This window comes from Kitasatospora sp. NPDC053057, assembly GCF_044546945.1.
Taxonomy (GTDB): Bacteria; Actinomycetota; Actinomycetes; order Streptomycetales; family Streptomycetaceae; genus Kitasatospora.
The window spans coordinates 63,861-81,976 of the sequence record NZ_JBITZP010000025.1; the positions used below are offsets into that span (position 1 = coordinate 63,861).

16 protein-coding genes and 1 pseudogene are annotated in these 18,116 nt (G+C 74.2%); 6 read left to right on the forward strand and 11 right to left on the reverse strand.

The window, feature by feature from the left end; all coding sequences use genetic code 11:
* The first annotated feature begins 119 nt into the window (after window positions 1–119).
* The gene (locus ACIG5E_RS25080) at window positions 120–1,088 is read left to right on the forward strand and encodes an RICIN domain-containing protein (protein WP_396536842.1); all 969 of its coding nucleotides are present in this window, start codon (window positions 120–122) and stop codon (window positions 1,086–1,088) included.
* A gap of 51 nt (window positions 1,089–1,139) precedes the next feature.
* Here the strand turns inward: ACIG5E_RS25080 and ACIG5E_RS25085 are convergent, their stop codons facing one another.
* Window positions 1,140–1,727: a TIGR03086 family metal-binding protein gene (locus tag ACIG5E_RS25085; protein WP_396536844.1), complete on the reverse strand. Its 588-nt coding sequence runs from the start codon at window positions 1,725–1,727 to the stop codon at window positions 1,140–1,142.
* Window positions 1,728–1,793: 66 nt separating this feature from the next.
* On the opposite strand from ACIG5E_RS25085, the gene ACIG5E_RS25090 reads away from it, so the two are divergent.
* Window positions 1,794–2,582: a DUF6597 domain-containing transcriptional factor gene (locus ACIG5E_RS25090; RefSeq protein ID WP_396536846.1), complete on the forward strand. Its 789-nt coding sequence runs from the start codon at window positions 1,794–1,796 to the stop codon at window positions 2,580–2,582.
* A gap of 1 nt (window position 2,583) precedes the next feature.
* Here ACIG5E_RS25090 and ACIG5E_RS25095 read toward each other — a convergent pair whose 3' ends face one another.
* The 3 genes and pseudogenes from ACIG5E_RS25095 to ACIG5E_RS25105 all read right to left on the reverse strand — a co-directional run.
* Window positions 2,584–3,279, reverse strand: a complete 696-nt coding sequence (locus ACIG5E_RS25095; protein WP_396536848.1) for a VC0807 family protein — start codon at window positions 3,277–3,279, stop codon at window positions 2,584–2,586.
* A gap of 106 nt (window positions 3,280–3,385) precedes the next feature.
* On the reverse strand, window positions 3,386–4,369 hold the full coding sequence (locus ACIG5E_RS25100) for an ABC transporter substrate-binding protein (RefSeq protein ID WP_396536850.1): 984 nt from the start codon (window positions 4,367–4,369) through the stop codon (window positions 3,386–3,388).
* Window positions 4,370–4,445: 76 nt separating this feature from the next.
* A pseudogene (locus tag ACIG5E_RS25105) lies at window positions 4,446–4,613 on the reverse strand (cobalamin/Fe(3+)-siderophore ABC transporter ATP-binding protein); the annotation flags it as partial.
* A 250-nt stretch (window positions 4,614–4,863) separates the two neighbouring features.
* Between ACIG5E_RS25105 and ACIG5E_RS25110 the strand changes: the two are divergent.
* Window positions 4,864–5,493: an HAD family hydrolase gene (locus tag ACIG5E_RS25110; RefSeq protein ID WP_396536852.1), complete on the forward strand. Its 630-nt coding sequence runs from the start codon at window positions 4,864–4,866 to the stop codon at window positions 5,491–5,493.
* Window positions 5,494–5,499: 6 nt separating this feature from the next.
* Here the strand turns inward: ACIG5E_RS25110 and ACIG5E_RS25115 are convergent, their stop codons facing one another.
* A complete protein-coding gene (locus ACIG5E_RS25115; RefSeq protein ID WP_396536854.1) occupies window positions 5,500–5,742 on the reverse strand; it encodes a hypothetical protein in 243 nt (80 codons plus the stop codon).
* 501 nt (window positions 5,743–6,243) lie between these two features.
* Here ACIG5E_RS25115 and ACIG5E_RS25120 point away from each other — a divergent pair.
* Window positions 6,244–6,627, forward strand: coding sequence for a cold-shock protein (locus tag ACIG5E_RS25120; protein WP_396536856.1), 384 nt, complete (start codon window positions 6,244–6,246; stop codon window positions 6,625–6,627).
* 22 nt (window positions 6,628–6,649) lie between these two features.
* On the opposite strand, the gene ACIG5E_RS25125 is transcribed toward ACIG5E_RS25120, so the two are convergent.
* From ACIG5E_RS25125 to ACIG5E_RS25140, 4 genes are all read right to left on the reverse strand, one after another.
* Window positions 6,650–7,507: a menaquinone biosynthesis family protein gene (locus ACIG5E_RS25125; protein WP_396536858.1), complete on the reverse strand. Its 858-nt coding sequence runs from the start codon at window positions 7,505–7,507 to the stop codon at window positions 6,650–6,652.
* Entirely contained in the window at window positions 7,500–8,261 is a 762-nt protein-coding gene (locus ACIG5E_RS25130) for a futalosine hydrolase (RefSeq protein ID WP_396536860.1), read from the reverse strand. The genes ACIG5E_RS25125 and ACIG5E_RS25130 overlap by 8 nt, the downstream gene beginning before the upstream one ends.
* A gap of 10 nt (window positions 8,262–8,271) precedes the next feature.
* Complete coding sequence (locus tag ACIG5E_RS25135; protein ID WP_396536862.1) at window positions 8,272–8,820, reverse strand: hypothetical protein; 549 nt, start codon at window positions 8,818–8,820, stop codon at window positions 8,272–8,274.
* Between the two features lie 83 nt (window positions 8,821–8,903).
* Entirely contained in the window at window positions 8,904–10,262 is a 1,359-nt protein-coding gene (locus tag ACIG5E_RS25140; protein ID WP_396536932.1) for an MFS transporter, read from the reverse strand.
* Between the two features lie 581 nt (window positions 10,263–10,843).
* Between ACIG5E_RS25140 and ACIG5E_RS25145 the strand changes: the two genes are divergently transcribed.
* Together ACIG5E_RS25145 and ACIG5E_RS25150 are read left to right on the forward strand one after the other, a co-directional pair.
* The gene (locus ACIG5E_RS25145; RefSeq protein ID WP_396536934.1) at window positions 10,844–11,725 is read left to right on the forward strand and encodes a DUF3027 domain-containing protein; all 882 of its coding nucleotides are present in this window, start codon (window positions 10,844–10,846) and stop codon (window positions 11,723–11,725) included.
* Between the two features lie 344 nt (window positions 11,726–12,069).
* Window positions 12,070–15,369 (forward strand): sacsin N-terminal ATP-binding-like domain-containing protein, encoded by a 3,300-nt coding sequence (locus ACIG5E_RS25150; protein ID WP_396536864.1) that lies wholly within the window; start codon window positions 12,070–12,072, stop codon window positions 15,367–15,369.
* On the opposite strand, the gene ACIG5E_RS25155 is transcribed toward ACIG5E_RS25150, so the two are convergent.
* A complete protein-coding gene (locus tag ACIG5E_RS25155) occupies window positions 15,366–15,578 on the reverse strand; it encodes a hypothetical protein (RefSeq protein ID WP_396536866.1) in 213 nt (70 codons plus the stop codon). The two genes, ACIG5E_RS25150 and ACIG5E_RS25155, sit on opposite strands and share 4 nt — an antisense overlap.
* Window positions 15,579–15,613: 35 nt before the next feature.
* Window positions 15,614–18,070 (reverse strand): HAD-IC family P-type ATPase, encoded by a 2,457-nt coding sequence (locus ACIG5E_RS25160; protein WP_396536868.1) that lies wholly within the window; start codon window positions 18,068–18,070, stop codon window positions 15,614–15,616.
* Window positions 18,071–18,116 lie beyond the last annotated feature (46 nt).

Genomic DNA, 18,116 nt, shown 5'->3' on the forward strand with positions numbered 1-18,116 from the left:
GAGTGATGGCCGGTGGCGTTCCGCATCCGAGGTCGATCGTGGGCAGCCACGATGTGTGCGAATCGTGTGCCCGCCGTGTAGGCGGGCAACCGCACCCCTGACTTGTTGAGGACACCTCCATGTCTACCCTCCGCATCCCCCGCAGCCTGGGCGCCTTCGCCAGCGCGACCGCGCTGCTCGCCCTGGCCGCCGGAATGCCCGCGACCGACGCCGCCGCCGCGAAGCCGCGCGTCGCCTCGGCCCCGGGCCAGATCGTCAATGTGGCCACCGGCTACGTCCTGGACAGCGGCGGTGACACGAGCGCCAACCGTGTCCCCGCCTACCTGTACAAGGACGCCACGAACCGCTCCAACAACCTGAAGTTCACGTACGACCCGGACACCAAGAAGATCCGCAACGTCGCCACTGGCTACGTGCTGGACAGCGGTGGTGACACGAGCGCCAACCGTGTCCCCGCCTACCTGTACAAGGACGACGCCAACAGCTCCTCCGACAACCTGAAGTGGGACTACAACCCCAGCACCAAGCGGATCCGGAACGTGGCGACCGGCTACGTGCTGGACAGCGGTGGTGACACGAGCGCCAACCGTGTCCCCGCCTACCTGTACAAGGACGCCACGAACCCCTCCAACAACCTCAAGTGGGACTCGCCGATCTTCACGAACCCGGACACCAACGGCGTCTGCCTGGACGCCGGCAACACCCGCAACAACGGTGACCAGGTGCGGGTTTGGAAGTGCCTGGCCCACACCAACCAGCGGTTCACGATCGACGACAACCACGTGAAGGTCGATGACACGATCGGCTCCGGCAGCGAGATGTGCCTGGACGCCGGGAACAGCCGCAACAACGGCGACAAGGTGCGCCTCTGGCAGTGCCTCGACCACCCGAACCAGCGGTGGATCGTCCGCGACGGACAGTTCGTGCTCAAGGACACGATCGGCACCAGCCGGGAGATGTGCCTGGACTCCGGCAGCTACCGCAAGAACGGCGACCCCGCCATCATCTACCAGTGCGGCAGCACCAACCCCAACCAGAAGTGGATCGTCCAGCACGGCTACATCAAGCTCGCGGACACCCTGGTCTGAGGCAGGACGTCACCCCCTGAGCCCGCTCGCCGATGCCGTCGGCGGGCGGGCTCAGGCCTTCCAGTGCGGATCACGCCCGGACGCCGCCAGCGCGCGGTCCCACGCGGAGGCGTCGTCCGGCAGCGCCACGGCTGGGGCGAACCCCGCGTACTGCCGGTACAGTTCGGCGTTCTCCTCGACGATCTCGCCGACCAGCACGGCGAGCTCCTCGTCGACCTCGATCTCCCCGCCGACCGCCCGGGCCACGTCCCAGCCGTGCAGCACCAGTTCCAGGATCAGCATCCGGGCGATCCCCACCGCCGGGACGGGGGATCCGCCGAGGTCGACGTCCCCCGCCCAGGCGGCCGGTTCGCCCCAGGCCGCCACCGCCCGCTCCAGCTGCGTCGCGTACGCCGAGCGCCAGTCGGCATCGGCGGTGAAGTCGCGGGAGCTCAGCTCCTCGGGCAGCTCGGTGCGCCGGGCCCGGTGCTCCAGGCCGTGCGAGGTGTAGAGCACCCAGTGGTTGATCAGCGCCCGCGCGTCGAACTCCCCGCAGGGTGTCGGCGCGTCCAGCCGCACCCCGGCCGGGACGGCGGCGGCGACGCCGGAGGCGGCAGTGGCGGCGCGGACGAGGAACGGGTGCATCGGGTGAGCGTTCATGCCACCAAGCCTGCCCCTGGCCCCGCCGCGGGGTCTTGAAGAAACGCGACGGCTAGCCTGGCCGTCATGGACTCCTCCGAACCCGAGCTCGGCCGTGGCGTGCTCCACCCGGCCCGGGCAGCCGAGCTGATCAGTGTGGAGCGGCTCGCGCCCGCGCCTGAACTGGCGCGGTTCGTGGAGTTCTACTGGCTGGTGCGCTGGGACCTGATCGGCCATCCGCCGTACGAGCAGAAGGTGCTCGCCCACCCCAACGTCCACCTCGTCTTCGAGGCCCCGCGGGCCCTCGTCTACGGGGTGGACCGCTCGCTCTTCGTGCGCCGTCTCGAAAACACCGGGCACGTGCTGGGCGTGAAGTTCCGCCCCGGCGCCTTCCGGCCCTTCGCCGGGCACCCGGTGAGCGACCTCGCCGACCGGGCCGTCCCCGCCGCCGAGTACTTCGGCGCCGAGGCGGACCGGATCAACGCCCGGATCCTCGACGAGCCGAGCGCCGAACTCGTTGACGACTTCCTTCGCCCCCGCCTCCCCGCGCCCGATCCGGTCGCCGAGGAGGTCGCCGCGATGGTGGACCGGATCACCGGCTCCCCGGACCTGTGCCGGGTGGACGAGCTGGCCCGCGAGTCGGGCGTGACCGTCCGCAGTCTCCAGCGGCTGTTCGCCGCGTACGTCGGCGCCACGCCGAAGTGGGTGCTGCGCCGCGCCCGGCTGCACGAGGCCGCCGAACGCGCCGCGACGGAAGGCAAGTTGGACCTGGCGGCGCTCGCCGTGGAACTCGGCTACGCCGACCAGGCCCATCTCACCCGGGACTTCACCGCAGCGGTGGGCATCTCCCCGGCCCGCTACGCGAGTTCGACGTAGATCAAGCCGCGGCAGCCGCCGCGGCAGCCGCCTCGGCCGCGGCCCGGCCGCGGGCGCCGGCCCGCTTGGCGTAGGCCATCGTCCAGTACACCAGTGCGCCGATCACCACGTACGGAAGGATGTTGTTGATCGTCACCACCGTGCCGTGCGACAGCGTGTAGACGAACACGATCCGCAGCGCGGCCTCCAGCGCGAAGGCGATGCCCCACACGACGGTCAGGTTGCGCTGGACCCGGCGGAAGCCCTCGTACTGCCACATCGAGTTCCACCAGGAGATCATCTCCGGGGTGCCGTCGGTGGCGAACTTGCGGCCGAAGTAGAACATGATCGGCTTCGGCGCGGCCAGCGAGGCCAGGTAGAGCACGCCGAGCAGGCCGGAGACGAAGGAGTCCTTGGCCAGCAGCATCTTCGGGTCGGTCGGGCCGATCAGCGCGACGACCAGGGTCAGACCGACGAAGACCAGCGAGACGATGGCGAACTCGTCGATCCGGCGGTGCCAGGCCAGGTAGATCACGGTGTCGACCACCGGGCCGAGGCCGGAGAGCAGGATGGCGGTGGACTCGCTGTAGCCGTGGTCGTGCAGCTGGTTGTAGATCATGATCGGGGCGACCACGTTGAACGCGATGCTGATCAGCCAGCCGAGCGCGGCGGCCTTCCCCTTGCGGTCGGGAGCGGTCGGAGCTACCGCAGTTGACATGGTGCTGTCCCCCGGGACGAAAGATGTGTGACGGGCGGCGCCATTGTGGCGTAAGCGCCGTCGGCTGCACAGCCCCGATGGAGTCGACTTGTCGTCAATCCGCGGACTACGCCCCGAGGAAGCGCTGCAGCGCGTCCAGCATGAAGTTGGCGCCCGTGTACCCGACCCCCTGGAACCACAGCTGGTCGTCCACCGGGAACGCCCGGAACGCCTTGACCGCCCCGAGCGCCTGCCAACCCGGGCTCGCCAGCGCCGCAGTGGTGCCCGCCTTCGCCGGGTCGCCGTACGTCGCGTACAGCAGCAGGTCGCCGTCCGCCTTGGCGATCTGGTCCAGCGGGATCTCGAAGTCCGACTGGTCGACGTTCTGTGCGTCCGGCCGCCCCACCTCGGCGTCGGCGAGCACGGTCCCGGGGAAGCTCTGCCGCCCGAACAGCCGGATCCCGCCGCCCTCGACGAACCGCACCAGGCTCACCCGGCGCCCGGACAGCTTCGCCGCCGACAGCGCCTGCACCACCTGCCCGGCGTGCTTCTGGTACGCGGCGACGAAGGCCGCCGCGGCCGCCACCCGGCTCAACGCCTGGGCGTGCAGCTGGAAGTTCGCCTTCCACGGCGCCCCGGTGGTCTGGGTGAGCACGGTCGGGGCGATCTCGCGCAGCTGCTCGTACCGGTCACCGTCGCGGGCCTGGCTGGAGAGGATGAGGTCCGGCCGCAGCGCCCGTACGGCGGCGAGGTCGGGCGCGCCGACCGGGCCGACCTGCCGGATGCCCGCGGTGCGGGAGGCCGGCCAGTAGTCGGGGAAGCGGGTGTCGGCGGCCGGGAGCGCGGCGCCGACCGGGGTGATGCCCAGGGTCAGCGCGGAGTCGAGCACGTCGGTGTCCAGGACGACCACCCGCTGGGGCTCGCCCGGCACCAGCACCGGCCCGTTCGCGGCGTTCACCGTCACCGGCGGCGCCGGGGTGGGGGACGGCGAGCCGCTCGCCTCGAAGCCGTCCGGGGTGGGCGGCTGCGAACCCCCGGAGGAGGACGTGCACGCCGTGAGCGCGGCCCCGCCGAGGCCGGCGAGGAACGTACGGCGGGCGATCCGGGGCATCGGCGGGTCCTCGGGCGTGAGGCTGCGGGGGTGCGTCGATTATGTCCGAAATCGGGCGTGAAGTCGTGAAGCGCCGTCAAGCCTCCACAGGGTCGACGGGGTCGACGGGGTCGACGGGGTCCACGGCGTCCACGGCGTCCACGGGTTCCGCCCTCGCCGCCCACGGAGCGCCCGGAACGACCAGCGGGGTGCCCGTCACCGGGTCCGGCACCACCACCGAGTCCAGCCCGAACACCTCCCGCACGCCGACGGTCTCGGAGAGCGGCACGTCGCGGCTGCCGACCGCCAGGCTCAGCAGCACCGCGACGGCCAGGACGACCAGTGCGGCGGCGAGCCACAGGATCCGGTGACGGGGAAGTCCGCCGCCTGCCCGGTGGTGCGGTGATGTCGGTCATGAGCCCTCTCCGCAGAAAACTCAGGTAAACCTAAGTTCCGCCGCGGAGGTGGGGCAAATCGCCTCGTCACGGCCAGTTCCCCTTCGGTAGCCTGACGACATGCCTGCGACCTCACCCGCCCCGCTCACCGTCGGCTTCGACCTCGACATGACGCTGCTGGACACCCGGCCGGGCATCCACGCCACCTACCGGGCGCTGTCCGCCGAGACCGGCACCCACATCGACGCGGACCTCGTGGTCACCAGGCTCGGCCCGCCGCTGCTGGACGAGATCCGCAACTGGTTCCCGGAGGCCGAGGCGGAGCGGGCCGCGAACCGCTACCGCGAGCTCTACCGCGACCACGCCTTCGCGCCGACGGTGCCGCTGCCCGGCGCGCACGCCGCCGTCGAGGCGGTCCGCGCCCGCGGCGGCCGGATCGCGGTGATCACCGGCAAGTACGAGCCGAACGCCCGCCTCCACCTGGAGCACGCCGGGCTGAAGGCCGACACCGTGATCGGCGACCTGTGGGCGGAGACCAAGGGCGAGGCGCTGCGGGCGAACGGCGCGAGCATCTACGTCGGCGACCACCTCGGCGACATCGTGGGCGCCCGGCACGCGGAGGCCGTCGCGGTCGCCGTGGCCACCGGCCCGTACGGCGCGGACGAGCTGCGCGCGGCCGGGGCGGACGTGGTGCTGGCCGACCTCACCGGCTTCCCGGAGTGGCTCGACCGGCACCTCGGGTCGCGCTAGGCGGCTCTAGGCGGGCTGCTGGGGCTCCAGCCGGCGGCGCTGCGCCCGGGCGTTCAGGAACAGCCCGGTCAGTGCGGCCAGGAACCCGGCCGGCATCAGCATGCTCAGCCAGTACATGGCCGTCGGCAGCGGCGTCAGGTGCAGGAACAGCGGGACGAAGGTGACCAGGGTGGCGAGCGCGCCCAGGCCGAACACGACCGTCCCGGCCTTGACGTACACGTCGCCGGGATCGGCGCTCTGGCTGCTCACGTCCGCTCACTCCTCGGGGCTGCGCCGGGCTGCCCGGTGCGGGCCCCAGTCTGCGCCGTCCAGTCTCTCAGAACGCCCGCCGCGGCGGCCCACCGGAGCGACTCGGTCACGTTGCGCAGTTTCCCGGCAGCGATGCGTTTTGATCCCTGCTGGGCGGGGGTATGCACGGGGTGCCGAGGGGCGCTACAGGTGCGTCCCGTGTCCTCAGACCCGGGGGTGTGAGCCGATGGACAGCGCCGGACCGCGCCCCGGCCGTGCCAGTACCGGGTCGCCCGTGACCGCGAGATCCCCGCGCTCCCGTCGCCCCGGGCGGGCCTCGGAACGCGGATCCATCGCGGAACGCGGATGAGGCAGTGACGGGCCGTTAGTCTGCTCCTGACAACGCACCGGCCGTGAGCGCCCGCGGGCGCCGAGTCGAGGCCGGCCGTCTTTCTCCCCACTCCACCCAGTGATCCCCGGCCAGGGCCGGGATCCCTCACACCCATTCGAGGACTGTTCGAGATGCCCACCGGCCAGGTCAAGTGGTTCAACGAGACGAAGGGCTTCGGCTTCCTGTCGCGCGACGACGGTGGCGACGTCTTCGTCCACACCAAGGCGCTGCCCGCCGGTGTCACCGTGCTGAAGCCGGGCCAGCGGGTCGAGTTCGGCGTGGTCGCAGGCCACCGCGGAGATCAGGCGATGGCCGTGCAGCTGCTGGACGCACTGCCCTCGGTGGCCGCCGCCCAGCGCCGCAGCGCCGACGACATGGCGCCGATCGTCCAGGACCTGATCACCACCCTGGACGCGGTGCTGCCCGGCCTCCAGCGCGGGCGCTACCCGGCCAAGCCGACCGGCCAGAAGCTGGCCGGCCTGCTGCGCGCGGTGGCCGACCAGTTCGACATCTGAGTCCGAGGGCCCAGGACGAGCCCTACGACGGGAACGCGAGCGCACCCGGGTCGAGCGGGGGCACCAGCCCCTCCGCGGCGGCCCGGGTGAGCAGCGCGCGGACGGCCTCGTAGCCCTCCTCGCCGAGGTCGGCGGTGAACTCGTTCACGTACAGCCCGATGTGCTGGTCGGCGACGGCCGGGTCCATCTCCTGGGCGTGCGCCAGCACGTACTCCCGGCTGGCCGAAGGGTCCGCCCAGGCCTGCCGCACGGAGGTGCGGATCGTCGCGGCCAGCTCGCGCAGCCGTTCGGCGCCCAGCGAGCGCCTGGCGACGATCGCGCCCAGCGGGATCGGCAGGCCGGTCTCCCGCTCCCAGGCCTCGCCCATGTCGGCCAGGCTGTGCAGGCCGTACTGCTGGTACGTGAAGCGGGCCTCGTGGATGACCAGGCCGGCGTCCACCCGGCCGTCCCGGACGGCGGGCATGATCTCGTGGAACGGCAGGACGACGATCTCGCCGAAGCCGCCAGGCACCGCCCGCGCCGCCCAGAGCCGGAACAGCAGGTAGGCGGTGGAGCGCTCGGACGGCACCGCGACCGTCTTCCCGGCGAGGTCCGCGGGCGAGCCGACGCCCGGCAGGGTGAGGACCAGCGGGCCGCAGCCGCGCCCGAGCGCGCCGCCGCAGGGCAGCAGGGCGTACTCCTCCAGGACCCAGGGCAGCGCACCGTAGCTGATCTTCAGCACGTCCAGCTCGCCGCGCTCGGCCAGGCCGTTGGTGATGTCGATGTCGGCGAAGGTCACCTCGGGGGCGTCCGCCCCGGGGACCTCGCCGTGCGCCCAGGCGTGGAACACGAAGGTGTCGTTCGGGCAGGGCGAGTACGCGATGCTCAGCCGTTCAGCCACGGCCGGCCTCCTCGATCAGTTCTCGGACGGGCAGGGCCGCGAAGGCCCGCTCCAGGGCGGCCAGCGCCTCGCCGATCCGCCAGGCGGCCCGGTCGCGCGGGCCCACCGGGTTGGACACGGTGCGCAGCTCGAAGGCCTTCACGCCGTACCGGGCGGCGGCCTCGGCCACGCCGAAGCCCTCCATCGCCTCGGCCGCGGCGCCCGGGTGACGGGCGGCCAGCGCGGCGGCCCGCTCGGCGCTGCCGGTGACGGTGGAGACGGTCAGCACCGGGCCGGTCACCGCGCGGACGTCCCAGGCGGCCAGTGCCTTCACGGCGAGCGCGACGGCGGCCGGGGGCGGGGTGTGCCGGACGGTCCCGAAGCCCAGCTCGGTGACGTCGGCGAAGCCCTCGGGGGTCTCGGCGCCGAGGTCGGCGGCGATGATCGCGTCGGCCAGCACGGTGGCGCCGACCGGCGCGTGCGGGGCGAACCCGCCGGCGATCCCGGCCGAGGCGACCAGGCCGTACGGGCGGGCCGCCAGGGCGGCGGAGGCGGCGGCCGCGGCGGCGGCCGGTCCGACCCCGGCGGCGAGGGCGTCCACCGGCGCGCCCGTGGAGCGGTGCAGCACTCCGCCGGGCAGCGGAACGGCGTCAGCCCCGCCGGGCAGGCCGCGCAGAACCGCCTCGGCCTCGGCCGGGACCGCGACGACGACGAGCAGCCGGGCCCGTTCGGGGCCCGACTGCCCGGGGTGCGCGTCGTCGACGTGCGCGGTCATCGCGGGAGCGTCAGCCGTTGCTGGCGTCCGTGGCGTTCTTGCCGTTCAGCTGGAAGTACCAGACCGCGACCGGGGCCTCGGCCTTCTTGTCGATCTCGACCACCGTGACCAGGGTGTGGCCGCTGGCGTTCAGCACCGAGCCGGCGGTCTGGAGGCCGGAGAAGGTCGGGCCCTGGGCGTACGAGAACAGGCTGGTCTGCCCGCTCTGGGCGCTCGCGCCGCCGTTGGTGGAGGCCCACCAGCCGGTCTTGGCCACGTTCGGGCTGACGCCGACGCCGATCCGGTCGCTCGGCACCACGTCGGAGGACGGCAGCGAGCCGTCCTTCAGGGCCTTCGTGGCCTTGGCCTTGCACTGGTCCTGCTGGTCGTCGGTGAGCGGGCTGCCGTCGTTCCAGCACAGCGGGTCCGCGGTGACCGACGTGGTGCCGACCGTCAGGGTGGCCCGGTGGCTGTTGTGCTCGGTCTGGCCGGAGGCAACCGCGACGGAGGTGCCAACCGTGGCGGCACCGACCACGACGACGGCGCCGAGGGCGGCGATGACACGGGTATTGAGGCTCATGCGTCAGAATCTACCGGGCCCGGCCGATCACGCTACGCGGGGGTCGGCCGCCGCGTGTTGCCCGTCACCCGGTTCAGGCGGGTTCAGGCCACCCGGGGAGCGGTCGGGTGCCGCCGCAGGCCCAGCCGCAGCAGCGAATGGGTCGTCCACACCAGCACCAGGCCGACCACCGCGGTGGCGATCGACAGGCCCAGCACCCCGTTCAGCGGCAGCACGATGCCGACCCCGCCGCCCGCCACCCAGGACAGCTGCATCAGCGTCTCCGAACGGGCGAACGCCGAGGTCCGCACCGCCTCCGGGACGTCCCGCTGGATCAGCGCGTCCAGCGCCAGCTTGCCCAGCGAGGCCGCCATCCCGGACACCCCGGCGACCAGAACCACCGTCACCACGCCGTACCAGAGCGCGGCCGCCGCCGTCACGCAGGCCGCCAGCAGCAGCATCGCGGTGACCGTCGCCTCCGGGCCGCGGGTGCGCAGCCAGGAGCCGAGCACCGAGCCCAGCGCGTTGCCCGTCCCGGCCGCCAGCGCCACCAGGCCCAGCGCCAGGGTCGGCCGCAGGCCGCCGATCGGGTCGGTGCGCAGCAGGAAGGCCAGGAAGAACACCAGGAAGCCGACCAGCCACCGCATCCCCGACATCGCCCGCAGCGCCAGCACCACCGACGGGCCGACGGTCCGCAGCGAGGCCTTGACCTTCGGGGGCCTGTGGTGGATCAGGTGGGAGCCCTCACCCTCGCGGGGCAGCTCGGCGTGCAGCACGGCCCGCTGCTCGCCCTTGGCCGAGTCGACCGTGTGCGGCAGGTGGAAGGCCATCAGGGTGCCGATCACGAACACCAGGAAGGCGCCGCGCAGCGGCCAGCCCGGCCCGATCAGGTGCAGCACCCCGCCGACCCCGGCCGCCACGCCGGTGGCCAGCAGCCCGGCCAGGGTGACCCGGGAGTTCGCCTTCACCAGGGACAGCCGGCTCGGCAGCAGCCGGGGCACCACCACGCTGCGCACCACCCCGTACGCCTTGGAGGCCACCAGCACGCCCAGCGCCTCCGGGTAGAGCGCGATGCCGCCGCCGGAGATCACCCCGGCCATCGTCCAGGCCAGGACGGCCCGGGCCAGCATCGACATCGCCATGGCCGCCCGGCGGCCGTGCGGCAGCCGGTCCAGCAGCGGGCCGATCACCGGGGCCAGCAGGGCGAAGGGGGCCATCGTGATCAGCAGGTACAGGGCGACCCGGCCGCGGGCCTCGCCGGTCGGGACGGAGAAGAAGATGGTGGAGGCCAGCGCGATGGTGATCAGCATGTCGCCGAAGGAGTTCAGCGCGTGCAGCTCGATCAGCTTCGCCAGGCCAGACTCGCCCGCGCCCTCAGCCGAGGTGGCCCGGCGGATCCGGCGGCCGGTACCGTGCACCAGCCTGCCGGTGCCCAGGCCGGCGGCGGAGGCGGTGCGGACCAGGAAGTGCCGGCGGGGCTCGGGGGACTCCTCGGCCAGGTCCTCGTCGAGCGCGTGGAGGTGGCGGGTGTGGGCGTCGTCCTCCGGGTCGGTTCCCGAGGACTCGGCGGGCGGATCGGATTTCTCCAGGCTGACCCGAAGGGCGGACGCCCCGTCGCCGTCCACCGGCTGCGGTTCGCCCGCAGCGGGGACGGGAGGCTGCTGTCGCGGCGCGGCGTCCGCCTCGTCGGGGCTGCCGGCCTGCGAGGGGCGCAGTGCGTGCTGCGACGGGTTGTCGTCCGCCACAAGCCCATCCTGCCCCAGATTCGCCGCCGTGACGCGGGATTCGGATCCGCTCGGCGCGGCCTCCGGAAGGGTCGGCTCCGCCCCGGACTGTGCCGGGGCACCGAGCGACGGGTAGCCTGCCCCAGGGTCCGCCCGCCGGGGCGCAGGGGCGCCGGCAGGCCGGACGAGCGGCGCGGCCGGTACCCGCGGCGGCCCCGGGTCGCGCAGAATGGATAAGGGACTACCGCGCCGCGACGGAGAAGGCAACACGCCGTGGGCGACAGAAGAACTGGGAGAGAATCGACGCCGTGAGTGCTGCGATGCGAAGCCGTACCCCCGACCGGCTCTGTGCCGAGGCCGTCGAACTCGCCCGCCAGGCTGCCGAGGAGGCCGTCGGGCCGGAGGCAGTCGGAGCGCACCTGGGTGTGCAGGCGGACGCCGACCGCGTCGTCACCCACAGCTTCGAGTGCCTGGACGCGGCCTACCGCGGCTGGCACTGGGCGGTCACCGTCGCGCGCGCCCCGCGCGCCAAGAACGTCACGCTGGACGAGGTCGTGCTGCTGCCCGGCCCGGACGCCGTGCTGGCGCCGCAGTGGGTGCCGTGGAGCGAGCGGCTGCGCCCGGGCGACATGGGCCCCGGCGACCTGCTGCCGACCGGTGCCGACGACGTGCGGCTGGAGCCCGGCTGGAGCGGCGAGGACGAGCCCGCGCCGAACTCCGTGGTCGCCCTGGCGGCCGAGGAGGACGTGGTCGTCACCGACCCGCACGTCCAGCCCGCCCCGGCCCGGGCCCAGATCAACGCGGTCGCCGACGAGCTCGGCCTGGGCCGCAGCCGGGTGTTGTCCCGGCTCGGCCTGCACCTGGCGGCCGACCGCTGGGAGAAGACGCACGGCCCGCAGACCCCGATGGCTCAGGCCGCGCCCGCCGCGTGCGCCAGCTGCGGCTTCCTGATCCCGATCGGCGGCTCGCTCGGACAGGCCTTCGGTGTGTGCGGCAATGAGTTCGGTCCGGCCGACGGCCAGATCGTCTCCTTCGCGTACGGCTGCGGCGGGCACTCCGAGGCGGCCGTCATCCCGGCCCCGCCGGCGCCGTCCGAGCTGATCCTGGACGAGCTGGTGGTCGAGCCGCTGCAGCTCCACCCGGACCGCGCCTCCGGCTCGGTCGAGCCCGACGCCCCGGCGGAGGAGCTCGGCCACTCCTGAGGCCGCATCGCCCTTTCGGCCCGTCCCGCTGAACCGGCGGGGCGGGCCGCGGCGTTCCTCCAGGTGGGGGCGCCCGCCCGCCGCGGGGCCCCCGGTCCTGCCGCCGTCCGTGGGGACCCCCAGCCCACGGACGGCGGCAGGGCGGGTCGTCGGCCCGGCCGGTGGGGTGCCGGCCGACGGCCGACGGCCGCTGTCGCTCCGCCCCGCCCGCCGGACGTCGCCCGCGCAATCCCGGGCCCGGGCGGGTCGTTGGCCGCCGTCCGAGCGGGCCGTGGTCGGGAGCAGTCAGTGGGGCAGGGAAGAATGCCCTACGACGTACAGGGCGGCGGAAGGCGGCAGGTCCAGTGGAACCTCGGATCATCGGCAGCGGCGGGGACGAGCACCTCGCGGATCCCTTCGGGAGCGCCGTGCTGCGCCGGCGGGTGCTGGACGCCTGGGCCGCCTCGCCGGCCCGGTTCCGGGAGGACGCCAACGCCGAGGAGGAACTGGCGCTCGGCGGCTACCGGGACCGCCTGGTGGTCGAGTTGGCGCAGAACGCGGCCGACGCGGCGGTCCGGGCCGGGCGCGGCCCCGGGCGGCTGCGGCTGACCCTGGCCGACGGCGTGCTGGCCGCCGCCAACACCGGCGCCCCGCTGGACGCGGCGGCCGTCGAGTCGCTGTCCACCCTGCGCGCCTCCTCCAAGCGCGGCGAGGAGCCCGCCGTCGGCCGCTTCGGCGTCGGCTTCGCCGCCGTCCTGGCCGTCACCGACGAGCCGGCCGTGCTCGGAGCCGCGGGCGGGGTGCGCTGGTCGCTGGGCGAGGCCCGGGCGCTCGCCGGGGCGCAGCCCGCGCTGGCCGACGAGCTGCGGGCCCGGGACGGCCACGTGCCGCTGCTGCGGCTGCCGTTCGCGGCCGAGGGCCCGGCGCCCGAGGGCTACGACACCGTGGTGGTGCTGCCGCTGCGGGACGCCGCCGCCGAGGACCTGACCCGCCGTCTGCTGGCCGGGATCGACGACGCCCTGCTGCTCACCCTGCCGGGGCTGGCCGAGGTCGTGGTGGAGACCCCGGAGGGCACCCGGGTGCTCACCCGCAGCGCCGCCGAGCCGCGCCCGGACGGCGTCACCGAGGTCACCGTCACCGACGACGCCGGCGGGCGGCTGCGGCGGACGGTCTGGCAGACCGCCGGCGCCTCCGGCCGGCTGGACGCCGAACTGCTCGCCGACCGGCCCACCGAGGAGCGCGCCCGCCCGTACTGGACGGTGACCTGGGCCGTCCCGGTGGAGGAGGACGGCAGCCCGCAGCGGCCCGCCATCGCGCCGGTGCTGCACGCGCCCACACCCAGCGACGAGCCGATCGGCCTGCCCGCGCTGCTGATCGCCTCCTACCCGCTGGACTCCACCCGCCGGCACATCGCCCCCGGCGCGCTCGCCGACTTCCTCACCGAGCGCGCCGCCGACAGCTACGCCGACCTGCTGCGCGCCCGCGGCGCCGACCTCGGCTCGCTCGGGCTGGTGCCCGGGCCGCTCGGGCAGGGCGCCCTGGACAACGCGCTGCGCGGGGCGGTGCTGTCCCGGCTGCCCGGCACGCCGTTCCTGCCGCACCCGGGCGGCGTCGAGGAGGGCACGCCCGCGCTGCGGCCCCGGGACGCGACGCTGCTGGAGGGCGCGGACGGCTCGGTGGTGGAGGCGCTCGCGCCGATCTTCCCCGGGCTGCTGCCGGCCGGCCTGGAGCGCCGCACCGAGCTGCGAGTGCTGAACGTGCGCCGGGTGCCGCTGGCCGAGGTGGTGGACCAGCTCGGCGGGCTGGACCGCGACCCCGCCTGGTGGCGCAACCTGTACGCGGCGCTCGGCGCGGCCGACCCGGAGGCGCTCGGCGCGCTGCCCGTACCGCTCGCCGACGGGCGGACCGTCACCGGCCCCCGGCGGGTGCTGCTGCCCTCCGAGGACGCCGACTGGGCGGCCTTCCCCGGCTACCCCGAGTCGCTGGCCGCCGCGCTCGCCGCGCTCGACCTGCGGCTGGCCCACCCCGAGGCCGCCCACCCGCTGCTGGCCAAGCTGGGCGCCGGCACCGCCACCCCGGCCGGGGTGCTGGACACCCCCGAGGTGCGCGCCGCCGTCGCCCGCTCCTACGAGCTGGCGGCCGACGACGACCTGGATGCCGCGCTCGAACTGGCCGACGCCGTGCTGGCCCTGGTGAAGGCCGCCGCCCCGGCCGCGGGCGAGCACCCCTGGCTGGCCCGGCTGGCGCTGCTGGACGACGAGGGCGAGCCCGCCCGGGCGGGCGAACTCGTGCTGCCCGGCAGCCCGTTCGCCGCGCTCGCCCGGGAGGAGGACGCCGGCTGGGTGGACGACGAGCTGCTGGAGCGCTGGGGCCCCGAGGTGCTCACGGCCGTCGGCGTGCTGGCCGACTTCGTGCTGGTGCGCGCCGAGGACGTGGTGCTCGACCCGGACGACCTGGAGCGGCTCGACCCGACCGTGCCCGCCGACCGGGCGGCCGGCGGCCACCCCACCGGGCTGCTCGACGAGGCGCCCGACGGGCTCGCCGACTGGGCCGAGGACGCCCTGGAGGCGCTGCACGCCGACGAGGTGGTCGGCGTGCCGCCGGTGGCCGCCGAGCTGCTGGCCGTCCGGGACCTCGACCTGGTGGACGACGACGCCTGGCCGGAGGCGCTCGCCGCGCTCGCCCGCCCGCCGTACCGGGACGCCGTGGTCAACCCGGTGCGCACCCTGCTGCCGGACGGCACCTACGCCGACCTGCCGCCGTACACCGCCTGGTGGCTGCGCGACCACCCGGTGCTGGCCGGCCGCGAGCCCGCCGGGCTGCGCGCCGCCGGGGCCGACCCGCTGCTGCGCGGCCTGTACGACGAGGCCCGCACCACCCTGGACGAGCAGTTCCTGCACGCCCTCGGGGTGCGCACCACGCTGGCCGCGCTGCTCGCCGAGGTGCACGGCCCGGACGAGGTGCTGGACCGCCTCACCGACCCGGCCGCCGAGGTCGGGCACCGCCAACTGCACGGCATCCACAGCGCGTTGGCCAGGGTCGACCGCGAGCGGATCGAACCGCTGGACGTGGTACGGGCGTTGCCGCCGCTGGACCCGGCCACCGGGCGCCGCCCGGACCACACCGTGGTCGTGGACGCCACCGAGGCGGTCGTCGCCGACGCCCCCGACCTGGTCCAACTCCTGCACCCGTACCCGCTGTTGCCGGTCGCCCCGGCGCTCGCCGCGGACCTCGCCGAGCGGCTGCACGTGTCGCTGGCCAGCGAGGTGGCCGGCGGGCGGGTGCTCTCCGAGGGCGTGCTGCACCGAGTCCCGGCCGTGGTGAGGGAGTTGCTGCCCGGCTGCCCGGTCGTCTACGAGGAGCACGAGGAGCTGCTGGTGGTCGGCCCGGACGGCGGCGAGGCCGCGGTCGACTGGCGGTGGGACCACGAGGCGGACGCCCCGGAGCCGCCGTACGACCCGGAGCTGGCCGAAGCCGGCGACGAGGACGACGAGTTCGAGGTCCCGCCGGTGCCGGGCCTGCTGCACGCCGCCACCCCGGAGGGCCTGGCGGCCGGGCTCGCCTGGTCGGTCGGCCAGTGGCACCGGCGCTTCGAGGTGCTGGCAGCGCTCAGCGAGCCGGACCGGGCGTACGAGCTCTCCGCGGCCCGGGACTTCGAGGGCTAGGGGCGGATGCGCGGCTTGAGCCGCAGGTAGACGGTGGTGGTGACGGTCAGCCAGATCGCGCCGAGCGTCACCATCGCCGCCGTCCTCAGCGCGGGAGTCGGCCTGGCCGCCAGGCCGACTCCCGCCATCGTCAGCGCCGCCAGCCCGGCGGCCAGCAGTCCGCCCAGGAAGGCGATGAACGCCTCCAGCTCCCCACCCCTGCGCGCCATTCGGCACCCCCTCTCGTGAAGATGCTAAGGCGTCGTCATTCCATCCCGCGGCGCTTCATCCAGGCCCAGGCGGTCTCCAGGGCCGCGCCGCAGACCAGCGCGATGGCGACGCCCGTCCACGGGTCGCGGTCGCCGACCAGGGAGAGCTGGAAGAAGTTCGACAGCCACGGCACCACCAGCACCAGCGCGAAGGCGAAGCCCATGGTGCCGATCAGCAGCAGGCGCCACCAGTTGTACGGGCGGGCGACGATGGCGAGGACCCAGATGGCGATCAGGAAGAGCGTCAGGGTGGCCACGCTGGTGTCGGCCTTGAGGTCGGTGGTGTGGTTGGCCCGGGCCAGCGCGTAGGCGACGAAGGTGCCGGTGCCGGCGATGGCGCCGCCGGGGACCGCCAGGCGCAGCACGCGTTTCACGAAGCCGGTGCGGGCCCGCTCGTTGTTGGGGGCGAGGGCGAGGAAGAAGGCCGGCACGCCGATGGTGAGGGTGGACAGCACGGTGGAGTGCCGGGGCAGGAACGGGTACGGCGAGTGGGTGAAGATCACCAACAGGGCCAGCAAAACGGAGTAGACCGTCTTGACCAGGAACAACCCGGCCACCCGTTCGATGTTGCCGATCACCCGGCGGCCCTCGGCGACCACCGAGGGCAGGGTCGCGAAGGAGTCGTTCAGCAGCACGATCTGGGCGACGGCCTTGGTGGCGTCCGAGCCGGTGCCCATCGCCACGCCGATGTCGGCGTCCTTGAGCGCGAGCACGTCGTTGACGCCGTCGCCGGTCATCGCCACGGTGTGGCCGCGCGACTGCAGCGCCCCCACCAGCAGGCGCTTCTGCTGGGGGGTGACCCGGCCGAAGACACTGGTCCGGTCGGCGGTCTCGGCGAGCCGCTCCGAGTCCTCGGGCAGGGTGCGGGCGTCCAGCGGGTGCTCCGCGCCGGGCAGTCCGAGGTGCCCGGCGACGGCACCGACCGAGACGGCCGCGTCGCCGGAGATCACCTTGGCCCGGACGTTCTGCCCCTCGAAGTAGCGCAGGGTCTCGGCGGCGTCCGAGCGCAGCCGCTGCTGGAGCACCACCAGGGCGAGCGGGGTGAGTCCGGAGGCCGGGTCGGGGGAGTCCAGTGGGACGGGCGTGCGGCCGAGCAGCAGCACCCGCAGGCCCTGGGCGCCCAGCTCGTCCACCTCGGTGAGCGCCGGGTGCCCGGCGGGCAGCAGGACGTCGGGGGCGCCGAGCAGCCAGCTGGCCTCGCCGCCCTGGGGCTCCAGCAGCTGTACGCCGCTCCACTTGCGGGCGGAGGAGAAGGGCATCGCCTCGATCACCCGCCAGCCGTTGCCGCCCGGGCCCGGGCCGTCGCCGCGCCCGTACGCGTCGATCACGGCCTGCATGGAGGGGTTGGGGCGGGCGTCGGCGCCGGCCATCACGGCGAGCGCGTGCTGGACGGTCTCCCGGTCGACGGGGGCGGGCTCGCCGTCGGAGATCACCCGCAGGTCGATCACGTCCATGCCGCCCTCGGTGAGGGTGCCGGTCTTGTCCAGGCAGACGGTGTCGACGCGGGCCAGGCCCTCGATCGCCGGGAGTTCCTGGACCAGGCACTGCTTGCGGCCCAGCCGGATCACGCCGATCGCGAAGGCGACCGAGGTCAGCAGCACCAGGCCCTCGGGGACCATCGGCACGATGCCGGCCACCATCCGGCGCACGGCCTCGCGCCAGTCGCGGCCCTCGACGGCCAGCTGGCTGATGATCAGACCGAGGGCGGTGGGGATCAGCAGGTAGGTGATGAACCGCAGGATGCTGTTGATGCCGCTGCGCAGCTCCGACTTCACCAGGGTGAACTTGCTGGCCTCCTCGGCCAGCTGGGCCGCGTAGGCCTCGCGGCCGACCCTGGTGGCGGTGAAGGCGCCCGCGCCGGCCACCACGAAGCTGCCGGACATCACCTGGTCGCCGGGCTGTTTGAGGACGGGGTCGGGCTCGCCGGTGAGCAGCGACTCGTCGATCTCCAGGCCGTCGGCCGCGGTGACCTCGCCGTCCACGACGACCTTGTCGCCGATGCCCAGCAGCACGGTGTCGTCGAGGACGATCCCGGAGACGGCGATCTGCTGGACGCTGCCGTCCCGTCTGACCTGCGGGCGGGCCTCGCCGATCAGCGCCAGGCTGTCCAGCGTCTTCTTGGCGCGCAGTTCCTGGAAGATGCCGATCGCCGTGTTGGCCACGATGACCAGGCCGAACAGGCCGTCCTGGAGGGGTCCGACGATCAGGATGATCCCGAACATGATGCCGATGATGGCGTTGAACCGGGTGAAGACGTTGGCCCGGACGATCTCCCCGGCGGACCGGCTGGACCGCACCGGGACGTCGTTGACCTGCCCGTTCGCGATGCGTTCGGCCACCTCCGCTGCGGTGAGGCCGCCTCGCCGGCCGGGCAGCAGCCCGAGCGGGTGCGCTCCGTCGGGGCGGTTCCCGTCGCTCGGCTGCTCTTCCGCCGGCTGGGCAGGCTGCGTCATGGCACCGACTCTACGGGTGCCTTATGTCCGATGCGTGCTACTAAAG